This is a genomic window from Mycolicibacterium brisbanense (assembly GCF_001570425.1).
Taxonomy (GTDB): domain Bacteria; phylum Actinomycetota; class Actinomycetes; order Mycobacteriales; family Mycobacteriaceae; genus Mycobacterium; species Mycobacterium brisbanense.
The window spans coordinates 1-14071 of record NZ_BCSX01000004.1; the positions used below are offsets into that span (position 1 = coordinate 1).

At 66.6% G+C, this 14071-nt stretch carries 14 protein-coding genes and 1 pseudogene; 9 read left to right on the forward strand and 6 right to left on the reverse strand.

Going from position 1 to position 14071, the window contains the following annotated elements; all coding sequences use genetic code 11:
- A pseudogene (locus tag RMCB_RS36790) lies at nucleotides 1-310 on the reverse strand (DUF4190 domain-containing protein); the annotation flags it as partial.
- Nucleotides 311-441: 131 nt separating this feature from the next.
- On the opposite strand from RMCB_RS36790, the gene RMCB_RS01295 reads away from it, so the two are divergent.
- The 6 genes from RMCB_RS01295 (at nucleotide 442) to RMCB_RS01320 (ending at nucleotide 6220) form a co-directional block, all read left to right on the forward strand.
- Entirely contained in the window at nucleotides 442-954 is a 513-nt protein-coding gene (locus tag RMCB_RS01295; RefSeq protein WP_029366602.1) for a YflT domain-containing protein, read from the forward strand.
- A gap of 172 nt (nucleotides 955-1126) precedes the next feature.
- On the forward strand, nucleotides 1127-2524 hold the full coding sequence (locus RMCB_RS01300) for an ABC transporter substrate-binding protein (protein WP_029366604.1): 1398 nt from the start codon (nucleotides 1127-1129) through the stop codon (nucleotides 2522-2524).
- A complete protein-coding gene (locus RMCB_RS01305; protein ID WP_062827314.1) occupies nucleotides 2521-3435 on the forward strand; it encodes a carbohydrate ABC transporter permease in 915 nt (304 codons plus the stop codon). Before RMCB_RS01300 ends, RMCB_RS01305 begins: the two co-directional genes overlap by 4 nt.
- Before the next feature lies 1 nt (nucleotide 3436).
- Nucleotides 3437-4273: a carbohydrate ABC transporter permease gene (locus RMCB_RS01310; protein ID WP_062827315.1), complete on the forward strand. Its 837-nt coding sequence runs from the start codon at nucleotides 3437-3439 to the stop codon at nucleotides 4271-4273.
- A 4-nt stretch (nucleotides 4274-4277) separates the two neighbouring features.
- Entirely contained in the window at nucleotides 4278-5624 is a 1347-nt protein-coding gene (locus tag RMCB_RS01315) for an ABC transporter ATP-binding protein (RefSeq protein WP_062827316.1), read from the forward strand.
- On the forward strand, nucleotides 5621-6220 hold the full coding sequence (locus tag RMCB_RS01320) for a suppressor of fused domain protein (protein ID WP_062827317.1): 600 nt from the start codon (nucleotides 5621-5623) through the stop codon (nucleotides 6218-6220). The genes RMCB_RS01315 and RMCB_RS01320 overlap by 4 nt, the downstream gene beginning before the upstream one ends.
- 3 nt (nucleotides 6221-6223) lie before the next feature.
- Here the strand turns inward: RMCB_RS01320 and corA are convergent, their stop codons facing one another.
- On the reverse strand, nucleotides 6224-7330 hold the full coding sequence (gene corA, locus RMCB_RS01325) for a magnesium/cobalt transporter CorA (protein ID WP_029366610.1): 1107 nt from the start codon (nucleotides 7328-7330) through the stop codon (nucleotides 6224-6226).
- Between the two features lie 133 nt (nucleotides 7331-7463).
- Here corA and RMCB_RS01330 point away from each other — a divergent pair, with 133 nt between their 5' ends.
- Together RMCB_RS01330 and RMCB_RS01335 are read left to right on the forward strand one after the other, a co-directional pair.
- On the forward strand, nucleotides 7464-8666 hold the full coding sequence (locus RMCB_RS01330; protein ID WP_062827318.1) for an NAD(P)-dependent malic enzyme: 1203 nt from the start codon (nucleotides 7464-7466) through the stop codon (nucleotides 8664-8666).
- Nucleotides 8667-8668: 2 nt separating this feature from the next.
- Nucleotides 8669-9511: a glycine betaine ABC transporter substrate-binding protein gene (locus RMCB_RS01335; RefSeq protein ID WP_407662096.1), complete on the forward strand. Its 843-nt coding sequence runs from the start codon at nucleotides 8669-8671 to the stop codon at nucleotides 9509-9511.
- Nucleotides 9512-9515: 4 nt separating this feature from the next.
- Here the strand turns inward: RMCB_RS01335 and RMCB_RS01340 are convergent, their stop codons facing one another.
- From RMCB_RS01340 to RMCB_RS01350, 3 genes are all read right to left on the reverse strand, one after another.
- Complete coding sequence (locus tag RMCB_RS01340; protein WP_062827319.1) at nucleotides 9516-10340, reverse strand: SDR family NAD(P)-dependent oxidoreductase; 825 nt, start codon at nucleotides 10338-10340, stop codon at nucleotides 9516-9518.
- 35 nt (nucleotides 10341-10375) lie between these two features.
- Nucleotides 10376-11233: an SDR family NAD(P)-dependent oxidoreductase gene (locus RMCB_RS01345; protein ID WP_062827320.1), complete on the reverse strand. Its 858-nt coding sequence runs from the start codon at nucleotides 11231-11233 to the stop codon at nucleotides 10376-10378.
- Between the two features lie 370 nt (nucleotides 11234-11603).
- Complete coding sequence (locus tag RMCB_RS01350; protein ID WP_029366617.1) at nucleotides 11604-11864, reverse strand: helix-turn-helix domain-containing protein; 261 nt, start codon at nucleotides 11862-11864, stop codon at nucleotides 11604-11606.
- A gap of 71 nt (nucleotides 11865-11935) precedes the next feature.
- Here RMCB_RS01350 and map point away from each other — a divergent pair, with 71 nt between their 5' ends.
- Nucleotides 11936-12697, forward strand: a complete 762-nt coding sequence (gene map, locus RMCB_RS01355) for a type I methionyl aminopeptidase (RefSeq protein WP_029366618.1) — start codon at nucleotides 11936-11938, stop codon at nucleotides 12695-12697.
- On the opposite strand, the gene RMCB_RS01360 is transcribed toward map, so the two are convergent.
- Nucleotides 12694-13947, reverse strand: coding sequence for an MFS transporter (locus RMCB_RS01360; protein WP_109784137.1), 1254 nt, complete (start codon nucleotides 13945-13947; stop codon nucleotides 12694-12696). The two genes, map and RMCB_RS01360, sit on opposite strands and share 4 nt — an antisense overlap.
- Between the last annotated feature and the right edge of the window lie 124 nt (nucleotides 13948-14071).

Consider the following 14071-nt stretch of genomic DNA (forward strand, 5'->3'; position numbering starts at 1 on the left):
GGGGCGGGGGAGGCGGCGGGTATGCCGCGGGCTGCGGCGGGTACGGCGGATAGTTCATGGGGTAGTCGACCGCAGGGGGCGACGGCGGGGTGGGCGGCGACGGGTACGTCGGGCCGGCCGGGTACCCGGCATCGGGCCTGGCCTCGATCGAGGGTGGCGCGCCATAAGACGGTTGCGCTTCTGCGGCAGGCGGCCGATCCTTGGATTGCTCGATCGAAGGTGCTTCATAGCCGCTCGACGATGGTTCTGACGGCACGGCACTGGGCTCGGATGCAGGTGTTTCGCCTGCGTGGCCGTCCGGGTTTGTCATGCTGATCAACCTAGCGCACGGCGTGGAAGGTAGAGGTCACCTCATCGCAGGCACCTTTTGCGGGTGGGGGACGTTGCTGTAACAAGAGCAGCAGGCCGATCGGTCGCTGCACGACAGGAGAGTGAAGATCGATGACCAGCCCATTCCAGCCCGGGCAGGCAGCCGGTGCGACACCAGGCGCGCCGCTGCGCGGCGCGTTGCCCACACCGCCCAAAGGGTGGCCGATCGGCTCCTACCCGACCTACGCCGAGGCGCAGCGTGCGGTGGACTATCTGTCCGACCAACAATTCCCGGTTCAGCAGGTGACGCTGGTCGGTGTCGACCTGATGCAGGTCGAGCGGGTGACGGGCCGGTTGAGCTGGCCCAAGGTGCTCGGCGGCGGCGTGCTTTCGGGCGCCTGGCTGGGTCTGTTCATCGGCCTGATCCTGGGCTTCTTCAGCCCCAACCCGTGGAGTGCCCTGCTGACGGGTCTGATCGCCGGCGTGTTCTTCGGCCTGATCACCTCGGCGATCCCGTACGCGATGGCTCGCGGCACAAGAGATTTCAGTTCGACCATGCAGCTGGTCGCCGGCCGCTATGACGTGCTGTGCGATCCGCAGAGTGCCGAACAGGGCCGGGATCTGCTGGCGCGCTTGACGATCTGAGCCCGTCGCGCCGCCGCTGATGTGCGGTGTGGCAAAGTTTGCAGGTCACGATTGTGATGCGCGTGTGCCGAAAGTGTTGCACATCATGCGTATTTGGCTCTACGGTTTGCGCGCGGGCGGTTCCCGCCCGAAGTCGCAGCGGCGGCGACATGGAGTGACGGGAGGCCCAGCGGTGCGCGCTCGGCGGCTGTGTGCTGCGGCAGTGGCCGCGTTGACGGCGGTCACGACCGTCTCCGCCTGTGGAGCTCCCGCCAGCGGCCTCGTCATCAACTACTACACCCCGGCAAACGAGATGGCCACGTTCACCGCCGTGGCCAAACGCTGCAACTCCGAGCTCGGTGGCCGGTTCACCATCAAACAGGTCAGCCTGCCGAAAGGCGCTGACGACCAACGGCTGCAGCTGGCCCGACGCCTGACGGGCAACGACAAGTCGCTCGACGTGATGGCGCTCGACGTGGTGTGGACGGCGGAATTCGCCGAAGCCGGTTGGGCGCTACCGCTGTCCGACGACCCGGCCGGGCTCGCTGAGTCCGACGCCACCGAGAACACCTTGGCCGGCCCGCTGCAGACCGCGCGCTGGCAGGGCAAGCTGTACGCCGCACCCATCACCACCAACACCCAATTGTTGTGGTACCGAGCCGATTTGATGGACGAACCGCCCCGAACCTGGGACGGCATGGTGGCCGAGGCGACGCGCCTGCACGCGGCCGGTAAGCCGAGCTGGATTGCGGTGCAGGCAAAGCAGTACGAGGGCCTGGTGGTGTGGTTCAACACGCTGCTCGCGAGTGCGGGTGGGCAGGTGCTCTCCGACGACGGCAAGACCGTCACCCTCACCGACACGCCCGAGCATCGTGCGGCGACCGTGAAGGCGTTGCAGATCATGAAGGCGGTCGCGACCGCGCCGGGTGCGGATCCGTCGGTGACCCAGACCGACGAGGGCACCGCGCGGCTGGCGCTCGAACAGGGCAAGGCCGCCCTCGAGGTGAACTGGCCGTTCGTGCTGCCGTCTCTGTTGGAGAACGCCGTCAAGGGTGGGGTGAAGTTCCTGCCGCTCAACGAGCGTCCCGACCTGACCGATGCCATCAACGACGTCGGCACCTTCTCACCCAGCGACGAACAGTTCGAGGCTGCCTACGACGCCAGCAAAAAGGTCTTCGGCTTCGCCAACTACCCGGGGGTCCGGGCCGGCGAACCGGCCAAGGTGACCATCGGTGGTCTCAACCTGGCTGTCGCGTCCACCAGTCAGCACAAGGCCGAGGCTTTCGAAGCCATTCGCTGCCTGCGCAACATCGACAACCAGCGCTACACCTCGGTGGAGGGCGGGCTGCCCGCGGTGCGCGAATCCCTCTACGACGACCCCGCCTTCCAGGCGAAGTACCCGCAGTACGCCGTCATCCGCGAGCAGCTCAGCGATGCCGCCGTGCGTCCGGCGACCCCGGTCTACCAGGCGGTGTCCACCCGCATCTCGGCCACGTTGGCCCCGGTGACCGCGATCGACCCCGAGCGCACGGCCGACGTGTTGACCACGCAGGTGCAGAAGGCCATCGACGGCAAGGGGCTGATCCCGTGACCCCGTCAACCGCAACCGCGCCGACAACCCGGACCGACGACCGCCGGTCGCAGCGCCGCTTGGCCTATGCGCTCATCGCTCCGGCCGTGATCCTCATGCTGGCGGTCACGGCATATCCCATCGGATACGCGGTATGGCTGAGCCTGCAGCGCTACAACCTGGCGGCGCCGGGCGACACCGCATTCGTCGGCGTGGACAACTACGTCACGATTCTCACCGACCGGTATTGGTGGACGGCGTTCGCCGTGACGCTGGGGATCACGGTCGTGTCGGTGGCCATCGAGTTCGTGCTCGGCATGGCCTTGGCGTTGGTCATGCACCGCACCATCTTCGGCAAGGGCGTGGTGCGGACCGCCGTGCTGATCCCGTACGGCATCGTCACCGTCGCGGCGTCGTACAGCTGGTACTACGCATGGACTCCCGGCACCGGGTATCTGGCGAACCTGCTGCCCGACGGCAGCGCGCCGTTGACCGAACAGCTGCCGTCGCTGGCCATCGTGGTGCTGGCCGAGGTCTGGAAGACCACGCCGTTCATGGCACTGTTGCTGTTGGCCGGGCTGGCCCTGGTGCCGCAGGAACTGCTCAACGCCGCCCAGGTCGACGGCGCGGGGGCATGGCAGCGGTTGGTCAAAGTGATTCTGCCGCTGATGAAACCGGCCATCCTGGTTGCGTTGCTGTTCCGCACTCTCGACGCGTTCCGGATCTTCGACAACATCTATGTGCTGACCGGTGGGGCCAACAACACCGGGTCGGTGTCGATCCTGGGATACGACAACCTGTTCAAGGCCTTCAACCTCGGATTGGGTTCGGCCATCAGCGTGTTGATCTTCGCCTCGGTCGCGATCATCGCGTTCATCTACATCAAGATCTTCGGGGCGTCGGCGCCGGGGTCGGACGCGGAGGGCCGCTGATATGGCTGAACGGGTCGGTGCGCGCCGCGCGACGGGATGGGTGGTGGTCGACGCCCTGGTGATCCTCTACGCGTTGTTCCCGGTGTTGTGGATCCTGTCGCTGTCGTTGAAGCCGACGTCAACGGTCAAGGACGGCAAGCTGATTCCGACGCAGATCACCTTCGCCAACTACAAGGGCATCTTCACCGGCGACATCTTCAGCTCGGCGCTGGTCAACTCGATCGGCATCGGCTTGATCACCACGGTGATCGCGGTGGTGGTGGGTGCCATGGCGGCCTACGCCGTGGCCCGGCTGGCGTTCCCGGGTAAGCGATTGCTGGTCGGCGTCGCTCTGCTGATCGCCATGTTTCCGCAGATCTCGCTGGTGACACCGCTTTTCAACATCGAGCGCCGGCTCGGCCTGTTCGACACCTGGCCGGGCCTGATCATCCCCTACATCACCTTCGCGCTGCCGCTGGCGATCTACACGCTCTCGGCGTTCTTCCGGGAGATCCCATGGGATCTGGAGAAGGCCGCGAAGATGGACGGTGCCACGCCGTCGCAGGCATTCCGCAAAGTCATCGCCCCGCTGGCGGCGCCGGGCATCGTCACCGCGGCCATTCTGGTGTTCATCTTCGCGTGGAACGACCTGCTGCTGGCCCTGTCGCTGACCGCGACCCAACGTGCCATCACGGCGCCGGTGGCCATCGCGAACTTCACCGGCAGTTCGCAATTCGAGGAGCCGACGGGTTCCATCGCGGCGGGCGCCATGGTCATCACCATCCCGATCATTGTCTTCGTTCTGATTTTCCAGCGGCGCATCGTCGCTGGGCTGACCTCCGGTGCGGTAAAGGGGTAGTTGGATGGCCGAGATTGTGTTGGACCGGGTGACCAAGAGTTACCCCGACGGCGCAGGCAGTGTCCGGGAAGCCGTCAAAGAACTGTCCATGACCATCGCCGACGGCGAATTCATCATCTTGGTCGGGCCGTCCGGGTGCGGAAAATCCACCACGCTGAACATGATCGCCGGGCTCGAGGACATCACGTCGGGCGAGCTGAGCATCGGCGGGGAACGGGTCAACGAGAAGGCACCCAAGGACCGCGACATCGCGATGGTGTTCCAGTCCTACGCGCTGTACCCGCATATGACGGTGCGGCAGAACATCGCCTTCCCGCTCACGCTGGCCAAGATGAAGAAGGACGAGATCGCGGCGAAGGTCGAGGAGACCGCCAAGATCCTCGACCTCACCGAACTGCTGGACCGCAAACCGGCCCAGCTGTCCGGCGGGCAGCGTCAGCGGGTGGCGATGGGGCGGGCAATTGTCCGCAGCCCCAAGGCTTTCCTGATGGACGAGCCGCTCTCCAACCTGGATGCCAAACTGCGGGTGCAGATGCGTGCGGAGATCTCGCGGTTGCAGAGCAGGCTGGGCACCACGACGGTGTACGTCACTCACGATCAGACCGAGGCGATGACGCTGGGGGACCGGGTGGTCGTGATGCTGGCCGGTGTGGTGCAGCAGATCGGTACCCCCGACGAGCTGTACAAGAACCCGGTCAACCTGTTCGTGGCAGGCTTCATCGGATCGCCTGCGATGAACTTCTTCCCGGCGACGTTCACCGATGTCGGGGTGCGGTTGCCGTTCGGCGATGTGACGCTGAGCCCGGACGTGCACGAGTTGCTGGCCCGAGCGCCCAAGCCGGACAACATCATTGTCGGGATCCGGCCCGAGCATCTGGAGGATGCGTCGCTGCTTGACGGGTACGCCAGGATCCGGGCACTGAGCTTCGCCGTGCGCGCCGACATCGTCGAGTCGCTGGGTTCGGAAAAGTACATCCACTTCACCATCGACGGCGGCAGTGCCCGCGCGGCGCAGTTGGCCGAGCTGGTCGCCGATTCTGGAGCAGGCGAAAACGAGTTCGTCGCAAGGGTTTCCGCGGAATCCCGAGCGACGGCGGGTCAGCAGATCGAGCTGGCGTTCGACACGTCGAAACTGGTGATCTTCGATGCCGACTCGGGCCTGAACCTGACCCGGGCGATCGAACCAGAGGAGACACCGGAACCCGAGACGCCCGAGGCGGCGCCCGAGCCCGAGCCTGAACCCGAGGCATCTGAGCCCGAGGCATCTGAGACCGATCCCGACGAATCAGCAGAACCTGCCGACGACGCCGAGGAGAATGCCGCGGCGCCGTCCGAGCCCAAAGCCGAGTGACCGACGTCCTGGCGGCCGTGCGGACCGGCCTCGATGAACACTTCGCAGCCGCGGGTATCACCGCCGAACCGGTCAGTGCGAGCGTCACATTCCTGGGCACCGAGCGCATCGAGGTGCTGCGCTTCGGCCCCGACCCGGCCGACGAGACCGTGTACCACTATGTGACGCTGGGCTGTTCGCGCCACCCGATGTTCGACCCCACGGAATTCGTGGCCGACCCGATCCACGGCCCGCGGGCCGAGGTGACGGTATCGCTGCGCGGGCCGACGCCGACCGGGCTGGCCCGGTCACTGGCGATCCTCGCCGCGGCGCCTGCGGTCGAGGGCCTGGTGCTTGAGGCTGATGCCCTGATCGACCTGGAGACACCGTTGTTCGCCGGTGCGCCGTTCACCGCTTTCCTGTTGTCTCCGAGCGATATCGGTGAGATCGCGTTGCCGGATCCGCTGGCTGCGGTGAATGTTCTTGCCGCGACCCCGATCACCGCGACAGAGGCGGCATGGGTGCGGCTCAAAGGTGCCGACGCGATGCGTGAGGCGTGGCAGACCGACGGGGTGGACGTGCTGAATCCCGCCCGCAGGGCCGCCAACCCCACCTGAAGGTCAGAGCCAGTCGTTCTTCCGGAAGGTGCGGTGCAACACCAGGCACACCGTGAGCATCAGGGTGAGAACCGCGGGATAGCCCCAGACCCAATGTAATTCGGGCATATTGTCGAAGTTCATGCCGTAGATGCCTGCCAGCGCAGTCGGTACCGCCGCGATGGCAACCCATGCCGAGATCTTGCGCATGTCGACGTTCTGCTGCATCGCGACCTTGCCGAGGGCGGCCTGCACCAGCGAGCTGAGCATTTCGTCGTAGCTGGAGATCCGTTCCGACGCCTGGATGGTGTGGTCGTTGACGTCGCGCATGTAGCGGCGCACTTCCACGGAGATGACGTCATTGTGGTCGGTGAGCAGCCGCTGCAGGGCCAGCGTCAGCGGCCCGACGGCGCGGCGCAGTTCGACGACCTCCCGCTTGAGCAGGTAGATGCACTCGATGTTGGTCGGGGTGTCGGGGGAGAAGACGTTCTCCTCCATGACGTCGATGTCGGTTTCCATCAGGTCGGTGACGTGCAGGTAATGGTCCACCACGTGGTCGGCGATGGCGTGCATGACGGCGAACGGCCCCAGCGTCAGGATGGCAGGCGAGGCGTCGAGACGTTTGCGCACGCTGGCCAGCCCACCGTGTTCCCCGTGCCGGACGGTCACCACGAAATCCGGTCCGACGAAGATCATGATCTCGCCGGTCTCGACGATTTCGCGGGCGTTGGCCACCGAGGCGTGCTCGACGTAGTTGACGGTCTTGATCACCAGGAACAGCGTCTTGTCGTAGCGCTCCAGCTTGGGGCGCTGATGGGCGTGCACCGCGTCCTCGACCGCGAGCTCGTGCAACCCGAAAACGTCTGCGACGGACTGCATCTGGTGCTCGTCGGGCTCGTGCAGGCCGACCCACGCGAACGCCTTCTTCCCGACACTCTCCAGCTCGCGCACCTTGGCCTGCGCGGCCGCGTGGGTGTACTTGCCGGGCAACCTCTCGCCCTCGCAGTACACACCGCAGTCGACCATGGCCCGCGCGACGGGAACGTGGATGGATTTGGCGTCGGTGACCGGCGGTTTGACCCGCGCGGCCGGGCGGAGCAGCGACGGCGGTAGCGCGCGGAACGAGGGCATTCGCTGGGCCTCCCATCAGCTGTGACCGGCACCCGATCGGGCCTGTTGCATCGTACGCGCCCAACCTGTTACCGAGAGCTCACGAGAGGGGAACTCGACCCTGTGAGATTGGTCTGTGAAGTACCCTGGCGCCGTGTCGGAAAGTACTGTCGCTTCATCGCGTGAGGACTCCGCGACGGCGCACACACCCCAGGTTGTCGTCGAAGATTCCGAGATCTTTACTGCTCACGAAGGCGGCAAGCTCTCCGTCGAGCTCAATTCGCCGCTGGACACGCAGCGGGCCTTGTCGATCGCCTACACCCCTGGCGTCGCCCAGGTCAGCCGGGCCATCGCTACCGATCACACGCTGGCCGCCAAGTACACGTGGGCCAACCGTCTGGTCGCCGTCGTCAGCGACGGCACCGCGGTGCTGGGCCTCGGCGACATCGGCCCCGCGGCGTCGCTGCCGGTGATGGAGGGCAAGAGCGCGCTCTTCAAGTCCTTCGGCGGGCTGAATTCCATTCCCATCGTGCTGGACACGAAGGATCCCGACGAGATCGTCGAGACCCTGATCCGGCTGCGCCCGACGTTCGGCGCGGTCAACCTGGAGGACATCTCGGCACCCAGGTGTTTCGAGGTCGAGCGCCGCGTCATCGAGGCGCTCGACTGCCCGGTCATGCACGATGACCAGCACGGCACCGCCATCGTGGTGCTGGCCGCGCTGCTGGGCGCCGCCAAGGTGCTCGAGCGCGACATGCACAACTTGCGGGTCGTCGTCTCGGGCGCCGGTGCGGCCGGGGTGGCGTGCACCAACATGCTGCTCGCCAAGGGCATCGCCGACATCACCGTGCTGGATTCGCAGGGCATCGTTCACGCCGACCGCGAAGGCATGAACTCCTTCAAGGCCGAGCTGGCGGGGCGTACCAACCCGCGCGGCCTCACCGGCGGCATCGCCGAGGCGCTCGACGGCGCCGACATGTTCCTCGGAGTGTCGGCAGGCATCGTGCCCGAGGAGCTCATCGCCACGATGGCCCCGGGCGGCATCGTGTTCGCCCTGTCCAACCCGGATCCGGAGATCCATCCCGATGCGGCGCGCAAGCACGCCGCGATCGTCGCGACGGGCCGTAGCGATTTCCCCAACCAGATCAACAACGTGCTGGCGTTCCCGGGAGTGTTCCGTGGTGCGCTCGACGCCGGTGCGCGCCGGATCACCGAGAAGATGAAGGTGGCCGCCGCCGAGGCCATCCACTCGGTGGTCGGGGACGATCTGGCTGCCGATCACATCGTGCCGAGTGCGCTCGATCCCCGGGTCGGTCCCGCGGTGGCCGCGGCAGTGGCGGCCGCATCGGGAGACTGACCCTGCCCGTGCGTCGTCGACTGGTACTGGCGCTGGCGGTCGTCCTGCTGATGGCCGGCTGCAGCTCCCATCCGCCACCTGCCCCGATGGCCGTCGCGGCGGGCATGACACCGGAATACGCGCTGATCGGCCAGTTGTACGCGGCCGCGCTGCGCTATTACGGCACCCCCGCCGAGGTCACCCCGACCAAGGAGGCGCTGGGCGCACTGGACTCCGGTTCGGTGACCGTGTTGCCCGGGTTCACCGGACAGCTGCTGGAGACGTTCGCGCCGGGCGCAGCGGCGCACTCCGATGAGCAGGTCTATCGCGACCTGCTCTCGGCGTTGCCCGAGGGCGTCGCCGCCGGGGACTACACCATGTCGGCCCAGGACAAGCCCGCCGTCGCGGTGACGGAACGGACCGCGTCCGCATGGGGTGGGAAAGACCTGTCCGCGCTGCGCCGCAACTGCGCCAAGGTGATGCCCGGGGCGCTCAAAGGCGCAGCCGTCCCTGCCCTGATAGGTACCTGCCGCCTGCCGAAACCCGTCGAATTCGCCGATCGCGCAAGTCTTTTCGCGGCTCTTGAGGCGGGGAAGATCAACGCGGCGTGGACCACCACCGCCGACCCGGCCAACCCGGCGCAGGTGGTGGTGCTCGCCGACCGCACCGCGATGATCCGCGCGGAGAACGTGGTGCCGCTCTACCGGCGCAACGTGCTGAACGAACGCCAGATCCTGGCGGTCAACGAAATTGCGGGCGTGCTGGACACCGGATCACTGGCGGACATGCTTCGGCAGGTGGCCGAAGGCGCCGACCCGCGCGCGGTCGCCGACGCCTTCCTGCAGGCCAACCCGCTCGGCCACTAGCCGATCAGTAGGGCAGGATGCGGCTCATGGCGGTGGAGAACAACCGCTGGTAGCCCGAGCCCGTGATGCGCACGACGATGTCGAGCAGCTTGGCGTCCGGGCCGACGAGTACCCGGGCCTTGTCCTTGCGCACGGCCTCCAGGATGATCTTGGCGGCCCGCTGCGGCGTGGTGTTGGCCAGCTTCTTGTCGAACACCTTGGCCAGTTCCTGCGGGTCGAGACCCTCGGCTGCGGTCGCGTTGCGGGCGATGGCGGTCTTGATGCCGCCCGGGTGCACGGCGGTGACCTTGACCGGGCGCTTGGCCAGCGCCATCTCCTGCCGGAGGGCCTCGGTGAACCCGCGCACGGCGAACTTCGCCGAGTTGTATGCGGCCTGGCCGGGCACCGCGAACAGCCCGAAGAGGCTGGAGACGTTGATCACGTGTCCGTCACCGGAGGCGATCAGGTGCGGCAGGAACGCCTTGGTGCCGTTGACGACGCCCCAGAAGTCGACGTCCATCACGCGCTCGATGTCTTTGTAGCTGCTGACCTCGATGTCGCCGGTGAAGGCGATGCCCGCGTTGTTGTAAATCTGGTTGACCTTGCCAAAGTGCTCGACGACCGCGTTCGCGTACAGCTCGAAGGCCTCGCGCTCGGTGACATCGAGCCGGTCGGCCTTGACCGGCGCGCCGATGGCCTTGAGCCGCTCCTCGGTGACGGCGAGTCCTTCGGTGTCGACGTCGCTGATGGCGACCTTGGCTCCCGAGCGCCCGAGTTCGATGGCCAGTGCCTGTCCGATACCCGACCCCGCACCGGTCACCACGGCGACCTTTCCGGCAAAGCCTTCCATGCGCACTCCCTTGTGTCGTTTGACTGGTGTCGAGATTAGCCGGTACCCGCGGTTCCGCGTAATTCGGCCGGCTTTCTCGCGGTCAGCTTCAGGAAAGTCGTGAACATGCGCTGATAGCCCGATCCGGTGACTCGCACGACGAGGTCGAGGAATTTCGCGTCGGGGCCTACCAATACGCGGGCCTTGTCCTTGTGCACGCCGTCGAGGATGACCTGCGCCGCGCGCTGTGGGGTTGTCCTGGCGAATTGCTTGTCGAAGTTGTCGGCCACCTCGTCGGCGTCGATACCGTCGGCCATGATGGCGTTGCGCGCGATGGCAGTCTTGATACCGCCGGGGTGCACGGCGGTGACCTTGACGGGATGCTCGGCCAGCATCATCTCCTGGCGCAGGGCCTCGGTGAACCCGCGTACGGCGAACTTGGCCGAGTTGTAGGCGGCCTGCCCGGGCAGCGAGAACAACCCGAAGACGCTCGACACGTTGATGATGTGGCCGTCGCCCGAGGCGATCAGGTGGGGCAGGAAGGCCTTGGTGCCGTTGACGACGCCCCAGAAGTTGACGTCCATGACCCGTTCGATGTCCTTGAACCGGGCGACCTGGACATCGCCGGCGTATCCGATGCCCGCATTGTTGTAGATCTGGTTCACCGCGCCGAAGTGATCCTTGACCTCGTCGGCATAGGCCAGGAACGCCTCACGTTCGGTGACGTCGAGGTGGTCGGCCTTGACGGGTGCGCCGATTGCTTTGAGCCGTCTCTCGGTGTCGGCCAGACCGTCGATGTCGACGTCGCTGATGGCGAGTCTGGCGCCCGCACGGGCCAATTCGACGGCCAGTGCCTGTCCGATTCCTGAGCCGGCGCCAGTGACGACAGCGACCTTTCCGGCAAAGCTTTTCACGCAAACCGCTCCATTGCTCGAGGTGTCTGGCCGTGCCGTCTCGCAACCGCGTCACAAGACATTGGCAATCGCCAGATAGGAAATGAGTCCAGCCTTGTCTAGGCGTTCGCATTCACAGCCGTGTCGGCACGGTGATCCCCCGGGTCGTCGTCTCCTGGTGCTACGGAATGGCCATGATTCACAGCGATTTACGATCTGGAGCGGTGTGTCACGGTGGCCAGTAGGGAGTTCGTACCACCGGATCGCCGCATCCACAAGCCGAGCCGCATCGCCTGCGCGGCATTTCCGGCGGATCGAAATGGCCAACCGCCGCGGTCGGACGTTATCCCGAACCTGATCGGAAATTCACTGATATGTGACGAGCAAACAACTACGACGCGGCAGCGGTCACGGGCCGCCACACTTCGGCGAGGGCCTGCAGCGGCAGATCGAGGACATCGCTGAGTCCGACGATGGTGCCGAATGCGGGGGAGGGCAAGCGACCGGTTTCGATCTTGCGCAGCGTTTCGGGGGAGATGCCTGCGCCGCGCGCGACGTCTTCGAGAGTGCGGGCGCCCCTGGCGGCGCGCAATGCCGCGCCGAGGCGGCGGCCTGCGGCGACTTGCTCGGGACTCAGCGGCGTACGGACCACGCCACCACGGTAGCGCCGGTATTTGTATACCGCTAGTCTTGGTATTTAAATACCGCGCAAGGAGTGATGACGTGATCGAACTCAAGACCGACGACGAGATTGAGAAGATGCGGACCACCGGCCGCTTCGTGGCCCAGGTGCTCACCGAACTCGGCGGGCTGGCGGAGGTCGGCGTGAACCTGCTCGACCTGGAACATCACGCCCGCGACATGGTCAAGCGTCGCGGCGCGCAGTCCTGCTACTGGGATTACGACCCGTCGTTCGGGTCGGGGCCCTTCCGCAACGTGATCTGCCTGTCGGTGAATGACGCTGTGCTGCACGGACTTCCCTTCAACTACGCGCTGCGCGACGGCGACGTGTTGAGCATGGACTTCGCGGTCTCCATCGACGGCTGGGTCGCCGACGCGGCACGCACGGTGATCGTCGGCACACCTGCCGATGAGGACGTGCGGTTGATCCGCGCGACCGAGGAGGCGCTCGCGGCGGGCACAGCGGCGGCACGGCCCGGCGGGCGGCTCGGCGACATCTCCGCGGCCATCGGCGCCGTCGTCGCGGCCTACGGCTACTCCGTCAATCTCCAATTCGGCGGCCACGGCCTCGGCAGGACCATGCACGAAGATCCGCACGTGCCGAACAACGGCAAGCCCGGGCGCGGCATGCGGCTACGGGCAGGTATGACACTCGCGCTGGAGCCGTGGCTCGCCCGCACCACCAACCGCATCGTCTACGACCGCGACGGGTGGACCATCCGCTCGGCCGACGGATCGCGCACCGCGCACACCGAGAACACCATCGCGATCACCGACGCGGGCCCGGTGGTGCTCACGCGTTAGTACCGCGGCCGCAGCAACAGCGTCGCGACGACGCTGACCGCGGCGGTGGCGACCAGATACCCGCAGGCGTACCAGGGCTTACCCCCGCCCGCGGCGATGAGCGCTGTCAGGATCAGCGGCGTCAGACCCGACGCGTACACCCCGGAGAGCTGATACACCGTCGACAACCCGGTGTAGCGGGTGCGCGTCGGGAACAGAGATGCGTACAGCGTGCCCTGGGCGCCGTAGAACCACGCGTGAATCACGCCGAACGCCAACAGCATTGCCGCCGAGTAGGCCAGGATGCTGCGAGTGCCGAACAGTGCGAACGCCGGGAACACCACGAGACCGTAGGCGGCGATCCCGGTGGCGTACATCGTGCGGGCACCGAACCGGTCGGCCAGATGACCCGACACCGGTAACAACGCCGCCATCACCAACGCCGAGATGGTGACCACGATCAGCACCGGCACCTTGCCCAGGTGCAGCGTGGTGGTGGCGTACGCGATGGTGAACACACCCCAGGTGTTGAACGCGGCGCCCTCGCCCCACCGCGACAGCAGGCCGAGGATCGTCGACCGCAGCGTCGGCGGCCGGAAGATCTCCCGTACGGGGACCGCCGAGCGGTCGTCCTCGGCACGGATCCTCTCGAAGGCCGGCGTCTCCGCCACGCGGAATCGCACCACCACGCCGAAGATCACCAGCGCAATGCTGATCAGAAAGGCGATGCGCCACCCGTAGGCCAGGAAAGCCTCCGGCGACAGGGCCAGCTGCAGCACCACGAACACGCCGGTACCCAGTGCCAGGCCCAGCGCCAGCCCGATCTGGGGAATGCTGCCGAACAGCCCGCGACGGTTGCGCGGACTGTGTTCGACGGCCAGCAGCACCGCGCCGGCCCACTCGCCGCCGAGGGCGAAACCCTGCACGACGCGCAGCGCCAGCAGCAGCGCCGGTGCCAGCACCCCGATCTGCGCTGCCGTCGGCAGCACACCCATCAATGCGGTGGCGCCGCCCATCAACAACATGGTCAGCGCGAGCGTGCGCTTGCGGCCGATCCGGTCGCCGATGTGCCCGAACACGAAGCCGCCGATCGGGCGCACCACGAAGCCGACCGCGAATGTCGCGAACGCCAGCATGGTCCCGACGAAGGAGCTCTGGTCGGGAAAGAACGCATGGTTGAACACCAGGCTCGCGGCAGTGGCGTAGAGGAAGAAGTCGTACCACTCGATGGTCGTTCCGAGCAGGCTGGCCAGCAGCGCAGTCCGCACGATCCTCGGGTCGGCAGGCGACGCGGCGGGCTGCGCGGCCGGGGCGGTCGTCGTGAAGGTCACCCTTGTTGACTAATCGCCCCGGGCCGCGCTGCCCAGTGTTGCGTGCGCGGTGATTCGAACCCGC